This is a genomic window from Pseudomonas sp. AP3_22 TE3818 (assembly GCF_053628995.1).
Map to the genome: position 1 here is coordinate 2,991,563 of NZ_JBRJHL010000001.1, position 18,236 is coordinate 3,009,798.

Sequence of the window (18,236 nt, forward strand, 5' to 3'; positions counted from 1 at the left end):
CAAGAACGGCAGGGTGCGATTCATGACGATGGACCTGACACGGCGTCAGTTGTTGCAACGGGCGAGCGTCATCGGCGCCTTTACCGCGCTCGGCTCAGCCCCGGCACTGGCCGAGCTGCTGCGCGCGCCACGGTTGATTCCCTGGCGCAACTGGTCGGGCGGCCAGAATTGCCTGCCGGCGGCGCGGCTGGCGCCCAAGAACCTGGATGAGTTGACCCAAGTGGTGCGCCAGGCCCCCGGCAAGATCCGCCCGGTGGGTTCGGCACATTCCTTCAGCGCGCTGGTGCCCACCGACGGCACCTTGCTGTCGCTGAGCTATTTCTCGGGGTTACTCGATCACGATCCGAACACCCTGCAAGCCGAGTTCGCCGCCGGCACGCCGATGTCACGCATGGGCACGCCGCTCAAGGATATCGGCCAGGCCCTGCAAAACATGGCCGACATCGATTACCAGACCCTCGCCGGCGCGATCTCGACCTCGACCCACGGTACCGGCAAGTACTTTCAATCGTATTCGGCGCATGTCTGCGGCTTGCAGTGGGTGACCGCCGGCGGCGAGGTGCTGGATTGCGATGCCAATCGTCATCCTGAGGTGTTCAGCGCCGCCAGGGTGTCCCTGGGGGCGTTGGGCGTGGCGACCCGGGTGCGCCTGCAAAACCGCCCGGCGTATCGCTTGCGGGAGCGGCAGTGGATCGCCAAAACCGAAGAGTTGCTCGAAGACCTGGACAAGAACACCCGGGAAAACCAGCATTGGGAAATGCTCGTGGTGACCCATTCCGACTACGCCTTGTCGATCGCCCTGAACGAAACCACCGACCCGGCCACACCGCCGGTCCCGGCGGATGAGGAGGGCGGCAACGAGTTTGTCACCTTGATCGAGAAGATCGACAAGTACGCCAGCGACTTCCCGGACCTGCGCCGCACGATGCTCAATAACCTGCGCCACCTGGCCAGCTTCGATGACCGGGTGGGCGACTCGTTCGACATCTACGCCAACGTGCGCACGGTACGCTTCAACGAAATGGAATATTCCGTGCCGGCCGAATACGGCCCGGCCTGTTTGCGCGAGATCCTCAAGCTGATCCAGGACAAAGACCTGCGCACCTGGTTTCCGATCGAATACCGTTACGTCAAGGCCGATGACATTCCCTTGAGCATGTTCGAAGGCCGCGACAGCTGTTCGATTTCGGTCCACCAGCATTACCAGATGGATCATCACAACTTCTTCGCCGCCATCGAGCCGATTTTCTGGAAGTACAACGGCCGGCCGCATTGGGGCAAGTTGCACACGCTGAACGCGAAAAACCTGCAGCCGCTGTACCCGCGCTGGCAGGAGTTCATCCAGGTGCGGCAGGCACTCGACCCCAGCGGCAAATTCCTCAATGCGCATTTGTCATCGATCCTGGGGGTGAGCTGATGGCCGTCAATCGCCGTAGTTTTTTACTGGGCACCGCAGGCGTCGGCGCCTTGTTGGCGGGTGTGGGGGTGTGGCTGCGGCCGGGTGACCGAGGTGCGCCCTACAGCGACTATTTCCGCCTGCTCAACCGCGAGCTCAAGGACCACGGGCCGATGCGTCCGGTGATGCTGATCGACCTTGATCGGCTGGATCACAACGTCGACGTGGTGAGGCAGTCGGTCAAGCGTGGCGGCAAACACCTGCGGCTGGTGGAAAAGTCGCTGCCGGCACCGGGGCTTCTGGCCTACATCGCCCAGCGCGCCGGCACGCAACGCCTGATGTCGTTTCACCAACCCTTTCTCAATCATGACGCCGTGCAGTTTCCCGAGGCCGACATTCTGTTGGGCAAGCCGCTGCCGGTGCGTTCGGCGCAGTTGTTCTATCAGTCGCACAAGGGGCCTTTCGACCCTTCGAAGCAATTGCAATGGCTGCTCGATACGCCAGAGCGTTTGCAGCAATACCTTGCCCTGGCTCGGGGGCTGGGCACGCGAGTGCGGGTGAACATCGAACTGGATGTCGGGCTGCATCGCGGCGGTATCAGCGACCTTGGCGTACTCGGGCAGATGCTGACGCTGATCAGCCAACACCCGCAGCACCTGGAGTTCGCCGGGTTCATGGGCTACGACCCGTTCGTGGGCATGGGCGTGCCGGGGATTCTGGGTTCACCCGAAGAGCTGTTCGCCAAGGTGATGGTGATCTACCAGCGCTGCGTCGATTTCACCCGTCAGCAATATCCCGGTTTATGGCGAGAAGGATTGACCCTCAATACGGCCGGCAGCCCGAGCTATCGCCTGCATGAGCAAGAGCAGCTCAGCAGCGAAGTGTCGGTGGGGACGGCGATGCTCAAGCCCACTCACTATGACTTGCCGTCACTGGTGGAGCATGTGCCGGCCGCTTACATCGCCACGCCGGTGCTGAAAAGCACCGGGGCGGTGAACATTCCGGCGCTGGATGACCAGTCCAGGCTGTTTTCCTGGTGGGACACCAATCAGCGCGAGACGTTTTTTATCTATGGCGGCAACTGGATGGCGGAGTTCGAATCGCCACCGGGGTTGCAGAGCAATGGTGTGTATGGCCGCAGTTCGAACCAGGAAATGGTCAATGGTTCGGCGGGGGTGGGGCTTGGGGTTGAGGACCAGGTATTCTTGCGGCCTGCCCAGACGGAGGCGGTGTTGTTGCAGTTCGGGGATTTGCTGGCGGTTCGTGGGGGAAGGATTGTTGATACCTGGCCTGTATATTCCTGAAGGATTTTCTGTGGCTGTGCCGCCGCCATCGCTGGCAAGCCAGCTCCTACAAGGGCAGCGCTGCACCTTGTAGGAGCTGGCTTGCCAGCGATGGCGTCAGTTCAGTCAAAACGCATACGGGATACTGACCTTGGCCCAAAGCATTTCCCCTTCAGGCCGGTTTTCCACGTCGAATTCCTTGGCCCAGCGAATCTCCGCGCTGGCGTACTTGAGAAAGGTCCAGTGCAGCGCCGGGCCAATCGCAAACACCTGGCCGCGCACCCCGTCGTTCACGTCCTGACCGTTGAACTGCACGGTGTGGCCGAACTGTTTGTCATCGGTGGTTTGCTTGAGGTAGTAGCCGTTCAGCCCGAACATCAGGTCGTCGGTGATCTTGTAACTGGCCGAATAGTCGATGTGGAAAATCTGCCCCGATTTGTAATCGGTGTCTTTGTTTTTCTCGTTGAAACTGTAGGTGGTCTTCATCGACACCTCGGTTCTGTCCGTCGGCAGCCAGGTGAAGGAGAACAGCGGTTTGTAGGTGTAGAAGTTGTTGCTGGTGTTGGCCAGGCGATCGACGCTGTATTCGCCGGTCGGCACCGTGACTTCAATGGCGGCGCCGAGGGTCAGGTTTGGGCCCATGTCCCAGAGAATGATCGGCGCGATGGTGGTGTCGCCCATGCCTTCGCGGGTGTCCTGCGGCAGGCCGAACACCGAGACTTCCTGCTTGAGCCAAGGCTGCGCGATGTAGCCGGCCAGCCGGCCGCCAAACACCCGCACCGGGCTGAGGTAATCCAGGCGCGGGATGACGGCCGTGGATTCGATCTCGACGTTCGGCACCTTGCCGCCGAGGGAGCTGATGTTCAGATTCGTGGATTTGTAGTGGTTGTAGTAGAGGTTGAACGCAACCATGTTGTCCGGAAGGCTGTCGGGCGACAGCGGCAACATGAAAAAGCCGTCGGTGCCGGGGCCGATGTTGTCCACGCCAGCCTCGGTGGCCAGGGCCGGTTGCAGGGCGCAGACGCCGGCCAGGCTGATGACCATCAGGGGAAGTGTCGTGCGAGTCGCGATCATGGGTGTACTCATTATTATTGTTGGCGGGCTGTCCGGCATCCCTACGAGGGCCGCCCCATAGAAATAAGCTGTCCGCGCCCTGCAAGGCAGGGTATTGGCGGCCATTTAGGGGGACTTCTGCGGACAGCCTTCAAACGCTGTGCTAACTTCCTTCGACATAACCGGTTACAAAAATAAGAATGCTGCTCGTCCCGGAATGTATGGCCCCATGCAAATGAAAGTGATCGATCCCACCTTTGAACTGGCGCTGGTGTCGCCGTTTCTCCTGCAAACCCTGGCCGAAGTCGCCGAGCAGAAAGGCATCAACCCCCAGAGCCTGTGCCGGGGGTTGGGGTTTGACTTTGAAGACCTTCAGGATCCGGCACAGCGCATTTCCTATCGCCAGGCCGTGGCCATGATTCAGCGTGCGCTCAAGGCCTTGCCCAACCAGGGGCTGGGCCTGTGGGTCGGCGCGCAGAATGTGCTCGGCACGCTGGGGCTGTTGGGGCATGTGTTGTCGCTGTGCAAGACCCTGCGCGATGCCTTTGAACTGGGCATTCGCCATCAACACACCTCGGGCGGCATTGTCGTGTCCAGTGTGGAGGAGGCGGGTGACCGGGTGTTTGTCGACGTTGAATGTCGCTTGCCGTTCGCCGACGTGCAGTTGTTCGCGGTCGAGGAGTTTTTCGCCAGCCTGCTGGTGTACGGCCGGGCCCTGGTCGGGGCGGATTTCAAGCCGGTGGCCGTGGAGTTCATCCATGCGGCACCGGACTATCTCGGCGAATATTCGCGCCTGCTGGGACCGGATGTGCGTTTCGGTTGCCTGCAAAACCGCATGGTGATCGATGGGCATTGGCTGGATGTCCAATTGCCCAATCACCACTCCCTGGCCCTGCGTCAGGCGGTGAAACTGCTCGAACTGGAAGCCGTGCAGGTGCACCAGAAAATGGACCTGATCCAGGCGGTGGAACGGGCGATTGCCCGGGACCTGACCGAGGGCAGCCACATCGAGAAAATCGCCAGCGACCTGAACATGAGCAGCCGCACCTTGCGTCGGCGCCTCACCGAACACGCGCTGACGTTCGAAGCGCTGCTGGAACAAGTGCGCCAGGCCCGCACCATGAGCCTGCTGGCCAACCCGGACATGTCCATCGAACGCATCACCGAGGAAGTCGGCTACAGCGACGTACGCAGCTTTCGCCGGGCGTTCAAGCGCTGGACCGGCATGAGTCCGAGTGCGTTCCGTAGCGAAAGTCCCAGCGTGGTTTGATCTCCTTGTGATGAGAGGGCATTGGCAGGGGCTTCTGTGGCGAGGGGGCTTGCCCCCGTTGGGTTGCGAAGCAGCCCCAAAACCTGCCGACGCGGTATGACTGAAATTGTAGGGGGGACCGCTTCGCGCTCCAACGGGGGCAAGCCCCCTCGCCACAGAAGCCCGCTCACCACAGAGTCCCACTCACCACAGAAGCCCCCTTTGCCACAGGTTCCTGACCTCCGACGGCACACAAAACCTCATACACCGGTTAAACTCCGCGCTCTTTTTCAAGGAGTTCATATGAGTCATTACCAGCCGGGCATTCTCGCCACCCCCGTTCCTCCTCAAGCCCGCCATATGTTCTTCGCGCTCGAATCCGCCGCTGCACTGCCGGCCGCGCTCGATAACCTGCAAGGGCTGGTGGACGGCAAGTCGGTGGTGGCCGGCTTCGGCGAGTCCCTGGTCAAGGCGCTGGACGGGCAGATCGAAGGTCTGCGGCCGTTCCCGGCGCTGACGGGCGTCGGCGTCGACAATCCGTCGACCCAACACGCGCTCTGGTGCTGGCTGCACGGCGAAGACCGTGGCGAGTTGCTCAACCGCAGCAACGCCATCGCCGCGGCACTGGCCCCGGCGTTGCGCCTGGTGCAGATGAATGAAACCTTCCGCCACATGACCGGCCATGACCTGACCGGCTACGAAGATGGCACCGAAAACCCCCACGACGAAGCCGCAGTAGCCGCTGCACTGGTGGCTGAAGGCGCGGACGGCACGGTGGGTGGCAGCTTCGCCGCGATCCAGCAGTGGCAGCATGACTTGAAAGGTTTCCATGGGCTGTCGGCGGATGAGAAAGACAACATCATGGGTCGCCGCCTGAGCGATAACGAAGAGATCGACGCTGCGCCGGTTTCCGCCCACGTCAAACGTACCGCCCAGGAAAGTTTTGCGCCTGAGGCCTTCGTGGTGCGCCGCTCGATGCCGTGGATCGAAGGGGACCGCGCCGGCCTGATGTTCCTGGCCTTCGGTTTCTCCCTCGACGCCTTCGAAGCCCAGCTGCGCCGCATGAGTGGCCTGGAAGACGGCATCACCGACGGCCTGTACCGTATCAGCCGTCCGGTCACCGGTGGCTACTACTGGTGCCCGCCGCTCAAGGACGGTCGACTGGACCTGCGCGCATTGCGTATCGACTGAACGGCAAGGAGAGCCTATGAACCTGGTGCGCTGGGGCATGATCGGTTGTGGCAGTGTCGCTGAACGCAAAAGCGCGCCGGCCTTCTACAAGGCGCCCGGATCGGCGCTGGTGGCGGTGATGGGGCGGCGCCTGGAAGCCGTCACCGACTACGCCGCGCGCCACGGCATCGCGCGGGTTTATACCGATGCGCAAGCGCTGATCAACGATCCCGAGGTCGACGCCGTATACATCGCCACACCGCCCGACAGCCATCACGCCTATGCCTTGCAGGTGGCCGCCGCCGGCAAGCATTGCTGCGTCGAGAAACCGATGGCGCTCAACGCCGGGCAAAGTCGCGAGATGCAGCAGGTGTTTGCCGATGCCGGGTTGCATCTGTTCGTGTCCTATTACCGGCGTTCGCTGCCACGTTTCCGGCAGGTGCGGCAATGGCTGGAGGAGGGGCGGATCGGCGAGGTCCGGCACCTGAGCTGGACCCTCACCAAAGCCCCGTCGGCAGCGGATCTTGCGGGCGGGAACAACTGGCGCACCGATCCGGCGATTGCCGGTGGTGGCTATTTCGCCGATCTGGCCAGCCATGGCCTGGACCTGTTTCAGTACCTGTTCGGCGATATCGTCGAAGTCGCCGGGTTCACCGCACGGCAGGCCGGTTTGTACGCGGCCGAAGATGCCGTCAGCGCCACTTGGCGGTTTGCCAGCGGGGCACTGGGAATGGGCTGCTGGAACTTCGTCGCCGATCGTCGCGAAGATCGGGTCGAAGTGATTGGCAGCAAAGGCCGGATCACTTTTTCAGTGTTCGATGAACACCCGGTCGAGCTGCACGCCGACGAGCACCTCAGCCTGACCATCGAGCATCACGCGCACATTCAGTGGCACCACGTAATGGGCATGAATGCGCATATTCGTGGTGAGGCGCAGCATCCCGCCATGGCCGAACAGGCGCTGAAGACCGATTGGGTGATGGACCGGATCCTCAAGCGCCACTGATCCTTCAGATCACACATATCCCCTTGTGGGAGCGGGCTTGCTCGCGAAGAGGGGGTGTCAGTCGACGCCAATGTTGTTTGACACACCGCCTTCGCGAGCAAGCCCGCTCCCACATTTGTTCTTGCATCGCGAATCTAACCTTATTCTCAAACAGTATTTCTCAATCCTCACACTGCCTCTCTAAGATCACGTCATAACTCGTTATAACAAGTGATCTGCCATGACCGATAACGTTCTATCCCTGAGCAGCGTCCCGCTGCACACCCAGCTGCGAGATGTGCTGCGCGCCCGCATCCTCGACGGCGAATACCCGCAAGACAGCCAGATGCCTTCCGAAAGCGAGCTTGGCGCCTTGTTCAAGGTCAGCCGCATCACCGTGCGCCAGGCCTTGGGTGACCTGCAAAAGGAAGGGCTGATCTTCAAGATCCACGGCAAGGGCACTTTCGTCGCCAAGCCGAAAACCTTCCAGAACGTCAGCACCCTGCAAGGCCTGGCCGAGTCCATGACCGGCCGCGGCTATGAGGTGATCAACCGCCTGCGCAGCTTCAAGTTCATTGCTGCCGACAAGCTTGTCGCCGAGCGTTTGCAGGTCGACGAAGGCGAGGTCGTGGCGCAGATCAAACGGGTGCGCCTGATCAATCGCGAGCCGATTTCCCTGGAAATCACCTACCTGCCCAAGGCCGTTGGCGAGCGCCTGGAGAAGGCCGACCTGGTCACCCGCGACATTTTCCTGATCCTGGAAAACGACTGCGGCCTGGCGCTCGGTCATGCTGACCTGGCCATCGATGCGGTACTGGCCGACAGCGACCTGACCCAGGCACTGAACGTCGAACCCGGCTCGCCGATCATGCGCATCGAGCGTCTGACCCACGACGCCGAAGGCCGGCCAGTGGACTTCGAACACCTTTACTACCGAGGCGACGCCTTCCAGTACCGCCTGCGGATTGACCGGCAAAAAGGGGATCAGGCATGACGCGCAGCACGTTGGAGCAGGAATACGACATCGTCGTGATCGGCGGCGGCACCGCCGGCCCGATGGCGGCGATCAAGGCCAAGGAGCGCAACCGCGATCTGCGGGTGTTGTTGATCGACAAGGCCAACGTCAAGCGCAGCGGCGCGATCAGCATGGGCATGGACGGCCTGAACAACGCGATCATTCCCGGCCACTCGACGCCTGAGCAATACACCAAGGAAATCACCATCGCCAACGACGGCATCGTCAACCAGGCGGCGGTGTACGCCTATGCCACCCACAGCTTCGAAACCATCGAGCAACTGGACCGCTGGGGCGTGAAGTTCGAGAAGGACGAAACCGGCGACTACGCGGTGAAAAAGGTCCACCACATGGGCGCTTACGTGTTGCCGATGCCGGAAGGGCACGACATCAAGAAAGTCCTGTACCGCCAGTTGAAGCGCGCGCGGGTGAGTATCACCAATCGCCTGGTGTGCACGCGTTTGCTGACGGATGAGGAGGGCGCGGTCAACGGCGTGATGGGTTTCGATTGCCGCACGGCGGACTTCCATGTGATCAAGGCCAAGGCGGTCATCCTCGCCTGCGGTGCCGCCGGACGCCTGGGCCTGCCGTCCTCGGGCTACCTGATGGGCACCTACGAAAACCCGACCAATGCCGGTGACGGCTACTCGATGGCCTACCACGCCGGGGCCGAGCTGGCGAACCTGGAGTGCTTCCAGATCAATCCGCTGATCAAGGATTACAACGGCCCGGCCTGCGCCTACGTCACCGGCCCCCTGGGCGGCTACACCGCCAACAACAAGGGCGAGCGCTTCATCGAGTGCGACTACTGGAGCGGGCAGATGATGTGGGAGTTCCATCAGGAGCTGGAAAGCGGCAACGGTCCGGTGTTCCTCAAGCTCGATCACCTGGCCGAGGAAACCATCCAGAACATCGAAGAGATCCTGCACAGCAACGAGCGTCCGAGCCGTGGCCAGTTCCATGCCAATCGCGGCACCGACTACCGCACGCAGATGGTCGAGATGCACATCTCGGAAATCGGCTTTTGCAGCGGGCACTCGGCGTCGGGAGTGTGGGTCAACGAGAAGGCCGAGACCTCGGTCAAGGGCTTGTACTCGGCCGGTGACATGGCGGCGGTGCCGCACAACTACATGCTCGGTGCGTTCACCTATGGCTGGTTTGCCGGCAACAACGCGGCGGATTTTGTCGCCGGGCGTGAGTTTTCCGCGCTGGATGCCGCGCAGATCGAAAGCGAAAAACAGCGGGTCTATGCACCGCTTGACCGCGAACACGGCCTGCCACCGGCTCAGGTCGAGTACAAGCTGCGGCGCTTCGTCAACGACTACCTGCAACCGCCGAAAGTGACGAAGAAGATGCAGATCGGCCTGCAACGCTTCAGCGACATCCAGCGCGACCTCGACCAGATCAAGGCCCACAACGCCCACGAACTGATGCGCGCCATGGAAGTCAGCATGATCCGCGACTGCGCCGAAATGGCCGCCCGCGCTTCATTGTTCCGCGCCGAAAGCCGCTGGGGGCTTTACCACCACCGCGTCGATCACCCGCAACGCAACGACCGCGACTGGTTCTGCCATTGCCACCTGAAGAAGGACGAAAACGGTTTGATGAGCAGTTTCAAGAAAGCCGTCGAGCCTTACATCATCCCGCTGGATGCCGACGAGATGCAGGCTTACGACCGGCTGCGGGTCGGTGCCGATGCGGCTTGATGCCGACAACCCGAGAGAGACCGAACATGGCTTACCAACCCCAGGAAATCTTCTTCCGCTCCAACGCACCGGTCACGGTCGATGAAGACAAATGCATCGCCCACAAAGGCTGCACCGTGTGCGTCGACGTTTGCCCGATGGACCTGCTGGCGATCAACCCGGCCACGCAAAAGGCCTACATGGCGTTCGACGAATGCTGGTACTGCATGCCCTGTGAAAAGGACTGCCCGACCGGGGCGGTGAAAGTGGAGATCCCTTATTTATTGCGCTGACTGACAGGACGCCATCGCTGGCAAGCCAGCTCCCACAGTGTCTCTGTCGGCCACCGGTCTTGCTTACACCCACGAAACCTGTGGGAGCTGGCTTGCCAGCGATGAGGCCGGCCCTGACAACCCAAAAAGCCATCCGGCCACCACCGGACGCCTGATCCAGAACACCCCTCGTTTCCCACCACGCCCTGATCGTGGCGGAGACGAACATCCTATAAATGATTCGAGGGGAAACACCCATGATGTTGCGTGCAGCTTTGGCCGGTCTGGTACTGGCTTCCTTCACCCTGTCGGTCTCGGCCGAAACCATCCGCATTGCCATCGGCACCCAGGACACCACCATTAACTGCGCCGCCGGTGGCCTGTTGATTCGCGAGCTCGGCCTGCTGGACAAATACCTGCCCCACGACGGCCCCTACAAAGACGCCCAATACGAGGTGCAGTGGAAAAACTTCACCAGCGGCGCACCGCTGACCAACGAGATGGTCGCCGGCAAACTCGACTTCGGCGCCATGGCCGATTTCCCCGGTGCGTTCAACGGCGTGGCCTTCGAAACGGCGGGCAAGCACAGTCTGTTCATCAGCGTGTTGTCGGGCAGCACCAAGGGCAGTGGCAACGGCATCGTGGTGCCGAGTGCGTCGGGCGTGCAGTCGCTGGCCGAACTCAAGGGCAAGACCATTTCCGTGCCGTTCGCTTCCACCGCCCATGGCATGCTGCTGCGCGCCGTCGCGGCCCAGGGCTGGGACCCGCTCAAGGACGTGAACATCATCGCCCAGCCGCCGGAAGTCGCCGGCTCCGCGTTGCAGGCCGGCAAGATTGATGCTCACGCCGACTTCGTACCCTTCGCCGAGCTGTTCCCCAGCCGTGGTTTCGCCCGCAAGATCTATGACGGCTCCCAGGCCGATGCGCCGACCTTCCATGGTGCGCTGGTCGATCAGGCCTATGCGAAAAAGTACCCGGAAATCGTCGTCGCCTACCTGCGGGCGAGCATCGAAGCCAACCAATTGCTGGCGGCTGAGCCGGAGAAATACAGCGAGTTGATCGCCAAGGTCACCGGGGTCGATGCCGAGGTCAACTACCTGTTCCATGGCCCCCTTGGCGTGCAGACCCGCGACCTGAGCTGGAAGCCGGAATACCGCCAGGCCGTGGGCACCGCCATCGATACCCTCAAGCTGTTGAAGAAGGCCGATCGCGGTCTCGATCTCAACACCTTCATCGACGACCAGTTCATCCGCGCCGCCTTCAAGGCCTCGAACCTGGACTACAGCGCGCAGCTTGGGAATTACCAGCAGACGCCGCTCAAAGCCGTCGATGCGGCAAGCGGCAAAGCCATCACCGACTTCAGCCATGTGGCGGAAATCTGGGTGCGTGGCGAGCCGAAAGTCCGTCAGTACGCCTCGGCGGAATCGGCATTTACCGCGCTGACAGCGTTGAAACAGGAAGGCAAGAGCATCCGTGCGGTGTACACCCAGGCCAGCGACAGCGGGATCAAGTTGCTGGCGGATCAGGCGTGGTTTGCCACCGACGCCAAGGGGCGTCTGAGCGCCTTCTTGCTCAAAGGCCAGGCCCAACAGTTCGCCACGGCGCAGGGCGGCAAGGTATACGACTTCACCGATGCCACAACCCAGGCCGTAGCCGCTCGCTAACCCCGTAGGAGCCGGCTTGCCGGCGATTGCAAACGGACATTCAACATGGATGTCGACTGACCCACCGCTATCGCCGGCAAGCCGGCTCCTACAGATTCCTGGTTGAGAGGAAGAATTGTGTACCGATCATTTTTACGCTGGATTCCCAGAGCCGCTTCACTGCTGCTCTGTTTGCTGTTCTGGCAACTCGCCGCCAGCCACCACTGGAACCTTGGCCTGGTGACCTTCGCCAACGTCCCGACACCCTTGGCGGTCATTGAAGCCGCCCTTGGCCTTGGCGACTCGGGCAAACTCGCCCAGCACCTGGGCAGCAGCCTCGGCCGGGTATTCGCCGGTTACCTCGCGGCGCTGATCATAGGCGTGGCCTTGGGCCTGGCCATCGGCCGCTCGAAATGGGCCGAAGATCTGTTGCTGCCGCCCCTGGAAGTCCTGCGGCCGATCCCGGCCGTGGCGTGGATTCCCCTGGCGATCCTGATGTTTCCTTCGTCGGAACTGTCGATGGTGTTCATCACCTTCACCGGCGCCCTGTTCCCGATCCTGCTCAACACCGTGCACGGCGTCGAAGGCGTCGACCCACGCCTGATCGCCTCGGCGAAAAGCCTCGGGGCAGGGCGCCGGGCCATCCTGCTGGAAGTCGTTCTACCGGGCGCCGCGCCGAGCATCATCACCGGCCTGGCCATCGGCATGGGCACCTCGTGGTTCTGCCTGGTGACGGCGGAAATGATCTCCGGCCAATTCGGCATCGGCTATTACACCTGGGAGTCCTACACCATCCAGAATTACGCCGACATCGTCGTCGGCATGTTGCTGATCGGCGTGCTCGGCATGGGCAGCAGCCTGTTGATCAAGCGTCTGGGCGGGCTGTTCACGCCTTGGCATCGACCACGAGGAAAAGCCTGATGAGCGTTTTTCAACACCTGGAAGGGCGTATCGATATTCGCGGGTTGTCGATCAGCCTGGGCGAGGGCCATGGGGCTTTCGAAGCGGTGCAGGGGCTCGACTGCCAGATCGAACCGGGGCAGTTCGTGTGCATCCTCGGGCCGTCCGGTTGCGGTAAATCCACCTTGCTCGGGGCGCTGGCCGGCCACCTGCAACCGCGCACCGGCAGCTTGAGCGTGGATGGCGCGCCAGTGTCGGGGCCATCGCCACAACGGGGCATGGTGTTCCAGCAGCACACGCTGTTTCCGTGGCGCACGGTGCGTGACAACGTGGCGTTCGGCCTGAAAATGCGTGGCGTCGGCAAGGTCGAACGGCTCAAGGCGGCGGATGAAATCCTCGCGCTGGTGGGCCTCGAAGGGTTTGCCGGGCGCTGGCCCGATCAACTGTCCGGCGGCATGCAGCAGCGGGTGGAAATCGCCCGGGTGCTGGTCAACCGTCCGCGCCTGTTGCTGATGGACGAGCCCTTCGGCGCCCTCGATGCCCTGACCCGGTTGAACATGCAGGAGCTGCTGCTGGACATCTGGACGCGCATCCGCACCACCGTGGTGTTTGTCACCCATGACATCGACGAAGCGCTGTTCCTCGCCGACCGCTTGCTGGTCATGAGCTCGCGCCCCGGGCGAATCATCGAAGACCTGCGCCTGGACTTCCCCCGGCCGCGCAGCACGGAACTGATGACCCGCCATGAATTCTCGCATCTGAAGCGCCATTGCCTTGAACTCCTGCGGCACGAAGACGGCCGGCAACTGCCGCGCCTGAACCCGCTCGGACTTCCCCCTGAAAACAAACTGCCGCGATTTGCCCTATGACCTCTCTATTTGATGTAACCGATAACGACGACATTCTGGCCCTGCAACCACGTCTGACCGATGACGACCCCGGCGTACGCCGGATCGCGCTGATCGAACTGGCCGATCTCGAGGAACCGGACGGCCTGCAGTGGTTGATCGATCGACTGGCCGAAGACCCGATGGCCGAGGTCCGCACCGAAGCCGCCCGGTTGCTGGAAGCCTGGGAGGACGCGCCCGTGGTCGAAGCCTTGTGCCAGGCCCTGACGGATCCATCCCCGGCGGTGCAGGCGGCCGCTGCACAAAGCCTCAGCCTGCTCAAGAGCGAAGCGGCGGGGCGGGTCATTCTGCCGTGGACCGGGCACGCCGACAGTGGCGTACGCATTGCTGCGTTCAGGGCGTTGCGCGAGTTGCGTTGCCCCGATGCCGCCGCAGCGGCTGCCGCTGCATTGGCCGATGAAAGCGCCAGCGTGCGCCGCGAGGCGGTGGGTGTACTCGGCTGGCTCAAGCAGCTTGATGCCTTGCCGGCACTGGCGCGACTGGCCAGCGCCGACCCGGACACCGACGTGCGACGTGCCGCCACCGGGGCGCTGGGCCTGGCGTCTGACGCCCAGGTGCTACCGGCCCTGCGCCAGGCCTTGCGGGACGATGCCTGGCAAGTCCGCGAAGAAGCTGCCACCACCCTGGGCAAGGTCGGCCACCCTGACGCCGGCCCGGCCCTGGTCGACGCCTTGGGCGACGATTACTGGCAGGTGCGTCTGCGCGCCACCCGCAGTCTCGGTCGCTTGCGTTATGGACCGGCGCTCGATGCGCTGATCGACACCCTCGGCCATCGCATCAGCAACCTGCGCAAGGAAGCCGCGCTGGCCCTGGGCGAACTGAACGACCCACGGGCGATTGCGCCATTGCAGGCCGCGCAACACGACGGCGACCCGGAAGTGCGCAAGGCCGTGCGTATTGCCTTGAGTCAACTGCAATGAATCCGCTGGCGGTGGGTAATTCGCAGAGTAGGCAGCAGCTGCGATTGAACTGGCCCGATGGCCGCGAACAGTGGCTGGACCACGCCGAACTGCGTCGTCAGTGTCCATGTTCGCAGTGCCGGGCCTTTCGTATGCGGGGGATGGCACCGTTGGTGGATGCCCGGGTGCGGGTGATCGAACTGAACCCGCAGGGCTATGGCCTGCAACTGGTCTTCAGCGATGGGCATGAGCGGGGGATTTATCCGTGGGCGTATCTGGCTGGACTTACCGACTGAATCGAATTCCATTCCTTATCGGGGGTTGTCGCGGTTTGCGGCAGCTCCCCCGCGTGCGCTTCCGGTGGTTTATGTTGCGAATACAGGTTCAGTAACGGCCCGGATAAACGCATCGTCCACAGTCTTTACTCCATACTTTTGCATGAACTCACGGCCGTTGTTAAAGCGATTGAAGCGTTGCTGGCTGATCATATAAAAATAATCACAATGGTTAATTACCTCCTCAACATTGTGCGATGAAATCAGAATGGCGGTGCCCTCCCTGGCAGCGCCGTGAAGACATTGCCAGATATAGTGGCGAAATTCTGGATCTACACCGGCAGTAGGTTCGTCGAGAATTACAAAGTCTGCAGAAATTGAAAGAAGAGAAAGAGTAAAGAACCAGCGTGTCTCTCCGTAGCTGCATAGTGATGACTTTTTGTTCCATATGTCCTGGTATCGGTCAACTATCGCTGGGCTCCAGGCACTTAGTTTTTTCAGGGTTTTATCTTGTGTCATGGGCTCGTTTGATGATAGCGCAGATACCATTTTAAAAATGTCACGCATACGCAGCGGTGGGGGAGTGGAGATGATTTGGGAAAGGTATAAAAAGCGACTGAAGTCGTTTTTTATGAAGCCGGATTTTGCTTTTTTAAGGTCGCAGACGATATCGAAAAAAGTTGTTTTTCCAGATCCGTTGGGCCCCAGAATGCCGACAATGTCACCTTGAGCAACCTCAAGAGATGCCTGGGTCAAGAGGGGGGTGTCTGTATAGGAGAAGTCAATGTTCTGCGCCGTGAATTTTTTCATCAGTACCGGCTCCATACGGGATTGATTCTTAGGTGTTTGAACGTTTTGTACAGTACAAAAATAAACAAAAGAACTATTGCAGCTGTGATGAATTTGTTGGATCCAACGCCTTGTTCCATTATTTGGCTTGCAAGTGTCAGTGGGTTTGCGAGGTTCAATACGTCGGTGATGGGATTTGGTCTGCTGGCACTCATGACTCCGAGGATCAACATGCAGAACGAAAAAATGGAAAGCAAAGTGCTCGAATTCTGAAAATTGATCGGTAGCAATGAGAAGGCAGCTCCGAGAGCGCAAAACATGATAAAGCAGATGTAGAAGCGTAGTGCCAGATTCAGTAGTTCACCGAGGGCGTAGTTTCCAAATGGAAACTTGGTCGTCAAGTAAAAGGTTGCGCAATAAGATATTGATATTAGCGAGTAGGCAATGAAGTGCGATAAAAGAAAAATCAGTTTTGACTCCCTGGAGTAAATGAATGATCGAGTGAATCCGCTTTCCCTTCTTCCAATTATGTAAAAGGCGAATCCGAATAGTGCGACACTTGAAGAGATGTAGGCATAAAACCATGCCGAAATCGTAATGTAATTGCTGGAGAAATAGTTGGGGTCTTGCCTGGTTGTTGCAAAAAAATAGAACATTGCACAAGGGGATATCATGATCCAGAAAAAGGCGATGGGTTCTTTTAGTTGTTCTTTGATGAATGTGGAGGTTAGGGATAGTGCTCTGGGTAAAATATTTTTGGTCATTGGTATTTTCCAGGGTTGTTATTTTTATTTTGCGTTCATTCGTAATTGGTCACCCTGTATTAAGTGGCGTACAAGGATTAGTTGATTTTGGTGTTAAGTGCAAGTGAGTCGATTTTATATTGTAGGGGTTTTCCTATGGTCTTTTAAGATCTCTCCTACGTTATGTTAGGAGCTTCAACGGTTTGGTTTGGCTCTAGTGGTGGTGGGGTCTAACGTAGATCTGCGAAATTCTTTTTTGAATCTGTGTTTTAGTTTTCGGCAAGCAGAAATGATCTTGCTATGTTGAGTAAAATATTTCTGTAGGAGTAAATGCGCGTTTTGTACTTTTTTTATGGGTTATTATTTTCTTCAGATGCTATTTTTTTAGAAAGGCGACGAACGGTAGGCCTTGTTTTTTGATCGTCCGTTTTGTTCGAGTAAGGAGCGCTGGGCTTTACGTCTGCGGGTTATCGAGTTGCCCTCGCAGGGGATGACCTGCAACGGGTCTTCAGCGATGGCCATGAGCGAGGGATTTATCCGTGGGCGTATCTGGCGCAACTCATCCCTTGAGTCACTGAAATCCAATGTGGGAGCGGGCTTGCTCGCGAAAGCGGTGTGTCTGTCGATACTTCATTGGCTGATCCACCGCTTTCGCGAGCAAGCCCGCTCCCACAGGTTATCGACCAGATGATTGACGGTCCTTGCCAGGAAAAAGTCAAAAGAGTACAAATGTACTCCATGACGACTCTGACTCCCCGCCGTACCGCCATCCTGACCTTTATCCGCGATCGCATCGCCGAGCACGGTCAGCCTCCGAGCCTCGCCGAGATCAGCGAGGCGTTCGGTTTCGCCTCCCGGAGTGTGGCGCGCAAGCATGTGCTGGCGTTGACCGAAGCCGGGTTTATCGAGGTCAACCCCCATCAGGCCCGGGGCATTCGCCTGCTTGGGCAGCCGCCGCGTCCCGAGTTGCTGGACATCCCGGTGCTTGGTCGGGTGGCGGCTGGTGCGCCGATCGGGGTCGATGCGCAAATCCATAGCCGCTTGCTGCTCGATCCGTCGATCTTCTCGCGGGTGCCGGACTACATGTTGCGGGTGCGCGGTGATTCGATGATCGAGGACGGCATTCTCGACGGCGATCTGGTAGGCGTGCACCGCAACCCCGAGGCGCTCAACGGCCAGATCGTCGTGGCGCGTCTCGACGGTGAAGTCACCATCAAGCGCTTCGAGCGGGTCGGCGATGTGGTTCGCCTGCTGCCGCGCAACCCGGCCTACCAGCCGATCATTGTGCACGCCGATCAGGACCTGGCCATCGAAGGCGTGTTCTGTGGCCTGGTGAGGCAAGGCTGATGGGTGCCGTCGTTGCGCTGGATACGCTGTTCAATGGCGGCCAGGTCTGGAGGGGCCGGCCTGCGCCGCCGGCCGCCAGCCCGCAACCCACCGGGCACGCCGCGCTGGACGCGGCATTGCCCAGCGGCGGCTGGCCGGAGGCGGCGCTGACGGAAATCCTGCTGGCCGGGCAGGGCGTGGGCGAGTTGCAACTGGTGTGGCCGACGCTGGCACGGCTGTCGGCGGCGGGCGAACGCATCGTGCTGGTGGCGCCGCCTTATGTGCCGTATCCCCAGGCGTGGCAGGGCGCCGGGGTCGATCTGCGTCAGTTGTCGATCATCCGGGCCAGCGAGCGCGATGCGCTGTGGGCCGCGGAACAATGCCTGCGTTCGGGCAGTTGCGGCGCGGTGCTGTGCTGGCCGCACAAGGCCGACGACCGCGCCTTGCGCCGCTTGCAGGTGGCGGCGGAAACCGGCCAGACCCTGGCCTTCGCCTATCGCCCCCTCAGTGAAGCGATCAACCCTTCGCCGGCGGCCCTGCGCATCGCCATCGATGCCCGGCCGGCACAACTGCGCGTGCTCAAGTGCCGCGGCGGCCTGGCCCGTTCGGCGCCGATTGCCTTCGCCGTGGGGCATTGAGGTTGCC

Annotated in this window: 18 protein-coding genes; 16 read left to right on the forward strand and 2 right to left on the reverse strand. The window is 60.6% G+C overall.

All coding sequences use genetic code 11. The features are described 5' to 3' along the window. Nucleotides 1-22: 22 nt before the first annotated feature. Entirely contained in the window at nt 23-1,417 is a 1,395-nt protein-coding gene (locus AB7M25_RS13535) for a D-arabinono-1,4-lactone oxidase (RefSeq protein WP_429389076.1), read from the forward strand. A gap of 74 nt (nt 1,418-1,491) precedes the next feature. Then, complete coding sequence (locus AB7M25_RS13540; RefSeq protein ID WP_454238355.1) at nt 1,492-2,700, forward strand: DSD1 family PLP-dependent enzyme; 1,209 nt, start codon at nt 1,492-1,494, stop codon at nt 2,698-2,700. Nucleotides 2,701-2,805: 105 nt separating this feature from the next. Here AB7M25_RS13540 and AB7M25_RS13545 read toward each other — a convergent pair whose 3' ends face one another. Next, nucleotides 2,806-3,723, reverse strand: coding sequence for a SphA family protein (locus AB7M25_RS13545; RefSeq protein ID WP_429389094.1), 918 nt, complete (start codon nt 3,721-3,723; stop codon nt 2,806-2,808). 238 nt (nt 3,724-3,961) lie between these two features. Between AB7M25_RS13545 and AB7M25_RS13550 the strand changes: the two genes are divergently transcribed. From AB7M25_RS13550 to AB7M25_RS13600, 11 genes are all read left to right on the forward strand, one after another. After that, nucleotides 3,962-5,002: an AraC family transcriptional regulator gene (locus AB7M25_RS13550; RefSeq protein WP_429517264.1), complete on the forward strand. Its 1,041-nt coding sequence runs from the start codon at nt 3,962-3,964 to the stop codon at nt 5,000-5,002. A 282-nt stretch (nt 5,003-5,284) separates the two neighbouring features. Continuing rightward, nucleotides 5,285-6,172 (forward strand): Dyp-type peroxidase, encoded by an 888-nt coding sequence (locus AB7M25_RS13555; RefSeq protein WP_429561200.1) that lies wholly within the window; start codon nt 5,285-5,287, stop codon nt 6,170-6,172. A gap of 16 nt (nt 6,173-6,188) precedes the next feature. Beyond that, entirely contained in the window at nt 6,189-7,157 is a 969-nt protein-coding gene (locus AB7M25_RS13560; RefSeq protein WP_429389070.1) for a Gfo/Idh/MocA family protein, read from the forward strand. Nucleotides 7,158-7,377: 220 nt separating this feature from the next. Beyond that, the gene (locus tag AB7M25_RS13565) at nt 7,378-8,130 is read left to right on the forward strand and encodes a GntR family transcriptional regulator (protein ID WP_429517260.1); all 753 of its coding nucleotides are present in this window, start codon (nt 7,378-7,380) and stop codon (nt 8,128-8,130) included. Next, nucleotides 8,127-9,857, forward strand: coding sequence for a fumarate reductase/succinate dehydrogenase flavoprotein subunit (locus AB7M25_RS13570; RefSeq protein WP_102699701.1), 1,731 nt, complete (start codon nt 8,127-8,129; stop codon nt 9,855-9,857). The genes AB7M25_RS13565 and AB7M25_RS13570 overlap by 4 nt, the downstream gene beginning before the upstream one ends. A 26-nt stretch (nt 9,858-9,883) precedes the next feature. Then, nucleotides 9,884-10,129 (forward strand): 4Fe-4S dicluster domain-containing protein, encoded by a 246-nt coding sequence (locus AB7M25_RS13575; RefSeq protein WP_003180418.1) that lies wholly within the window; start codon nt 9,884-9,886, stop codon nt 10,127-10,129. A 236-nt stretch (nt 10,130-10,365) separates the two neighbouring features. After that, entirely contained in the window at nt 10,366-11,772 is a 1,407-nt protein-coding gene (locus AB7M25_RS13580) for an ABC transporter substrate-binding protein (protein ID WP_429389064.1), read from the forward strand. Nucleotides 11,773-11,889: 117 nt separating this feature from the next. Continuing rightward, on the forward strand, nt 11,890-12,672 hold the full coding sequence (locus tag AB7M25_RS13585) for an ABC transporter permease (RefSeq protein WP_102699700.1): 783 nt from the start codon (nt 11,890-11,892) through the stop codon (nt 12,670-12,672). Then, nucleotides 12,672-13,520, forward strand: coding sequence for an ABC transporter ATP-binding protein (locus tag AB7M25_RS13590; RefSeq protein WP_454237453.1), 849 nt, complete (start codon nt 12,672-12,674; stop codon nt 13,518-13,520). The genes AB7M25_RS13585 and AB7M25_RS13590 overlap by 1 nt, the downstream gene beginning before the upstream one ends. Then, complete coding sequence (locus AB7M25_RS13595; protein WP_454237454.1) at nt 13,517-14,479, forward strand: HEAT repeat domain-containing protein; 963 nt, start codon at nt 13,517-13,519, stop codon at nt 14,477-14,479. Before AB7M25_RS13590 ends, AB7M25_RS13595 begins: the two co-directional genes overlap by 4 nt. Continuing rightward, the gene (locus AB7M25_RS13600) at nt 14,476-14,754 is read left to right on the forward strand and encodes a DUF971 domain-containing protein (RefSeq protein WP_429389056.1); all 279 of its coding nucleotides are present in this window, start codon (nt 14,476-14,478) and stop codon (nt 14,752-14,754) included. The genes AB7M25_RS13595 and AB7M25_RS13600 overlap by 4 nt, the downstream gene beginning before the upstream one ends. A 69-nt stretch (nt 14,755-14,823) precedes the next feature. Here the strand turns inward: AB7M25_RS13600 and AB7M25_RS13605 are convergent, their stop codons facing one another. Beyond that, entirely contained in the window at nt 14,824-15,543 is a 720-nt protein-coding gene (locus AB7M25_RS13605; RefSeq protein WP_429389054.1) for an AAA family ATPase, read from the reverse strand. A 1,217-nt stretch (nt 15,544-16,760) separates the two neighbouring features. Between AB7M25_RS13605 and AB7M25_RS13610 the strand changes: the two genes are divergently transcribed. The 3 genes from AB7M25_RS13610 (at nt 16,761) to imuA (ending at nt 18,229) form a co-directional block, all read left to right on the forward strand. Further along, nucleotides 16,761-16,835, forward strand: a complete 75-nt coding sequence (locus tag AB7M25_RS13610; RefSeq protein WP_429561210.1) for a gamma-butyrobetaine hydroxylase-like domain-containing protein — start codon at nt 16,761-16,763, stop codon at nt 16,833-16,835. 159 nt (nt 16,836-16,994) lie between these two features. Beyond that, nucleotides 16,995-17,612, forward strand: coding sequence for a transcriptional repressor LexA (lexA, locus tag AB7M25_RS13615; protein WP_007973328.1), 618 nt, complete (start codon nt 16,995-16,997; stop codon nt 17,610-17,612). Next, entirely contained in the window at nt 17,612-18,229 is a 618-nt protein-coding gene (gene imuA / locus AB7M25_RS13620; protein WP_007973327.1) for a translesion DNA synthesis-associated protein ImuA, read from the forward strand. The genes lexA and imuA overlap by 1 nt, the downstream gene beginning before the upstream one ends. Nucleotides 18,230-18,236: the final 7 nt, after the last annotated feature.

Bases quoted from the DNA above. Each gene is read 5' to 3' on its own strand.
- AB7M25_RS13575 (WP_003180418.1), top strand. From the start codon at position 9,884: ATGGCTTACCAACCCCAGGAAATCTTCTTCCGCTCCAACGCACCGGTC.
- AB7M25_RS13535 (WP_429389076.1), top strand. From the start codon at position 23: ATGACGATGGACCTGACACGGCGTCAGTTGTTGCAACGGGCGAGCGTC.
- imuA (WP_007973327.1), top strand. From the start codon at position 17,612: ATGGGTGCCGTCGTTGCGCTGGATACGCTGTTCAATGGCGGCCAGGTC.
- AB7M25_RS13605 (WP_429389054.1), bottom strand. From the start codon at position 15,543: ATGAAAAAATTCACGGCGCAGAACATTGACTTCTCCTATACAGACACC.
- AB7M25_RS13595 (WP_454237454.1), top strand. From the start codon at position 13,517: ATGACCTCTCTATTTGATGTAACCGATAACGACGACATTCTGGCCCTG.
- AB7M25_RS13570 (WP_102699701.1), top strand. From the start codon at position 8,127: ATGACGCGCAGCACGTTGGAGCAGGAATACGACATCGTCGTGATCGGC.
- lexA (WP_007973328.1), top strand. From the start codon at position 16,995: ATGTACTCCATGACGACTCTGACTCCCCGCCGTACCGCCATCCTGACC.
- AB7M25_RS13580 (WP_429389064.1), top strand. From the start codon at position 10,366: ATGATGTTGCGTGCAGCTTTGGCCGGTCTGGTACTGGCTTCCTTCACC.
- AB7M25_RS13560 (WP_429389070.1), top strand. From the start codon at position 6,189: ATGAACCTGGTGCGCTGGGGCATGATCGGTTGTGGCAGTGTCGCTGAA.
- AB7M25_RS13555 (WP_429561200.1), top strand. From the start codon at position 5,285: ATGAGTCATTACCAGCCGGGCATTCTCGCCACCCCCGTTCCTCCTCAA.
- AB7M25_RS13545 (WP_429389094.1), bottom strand. From the start codon at position 3,723: ATGGTCATCAGCCTGGCCGGCGTCTGCGCCCTGCAACCGGCCCTGGCC.
- AB7M25_RS13590 (WP_454237453.1), top strand. From the start codon at position 12,672: ATGAGCGTTTTTCAACACCTGGAAGGGCGTATCGATATTCGCGGGTTG.
- AB7M25_RS13550 (WP_429517264.1), top strand. From the start codon at position 3,962: ATGCAAATGAAAGTGATCGATCCCACCTTTGAACTGGCGCTGGTGTCG.
- AB7M25_RS13565 (WP_429517260.1), top strand. From the start codon at position 7,378: ATGACCGATAACGTTCTATCCCTGAGCAGCGTCCCGCTGCACACCCAG.
- AB7M25_RS13600 (WP_429389056.1), top strand. From the start codon at position 14,476: ATGAATCCGCTGGCGGTGGGTAATTCGCAGAGTAGGCAGCAGCTGCGA.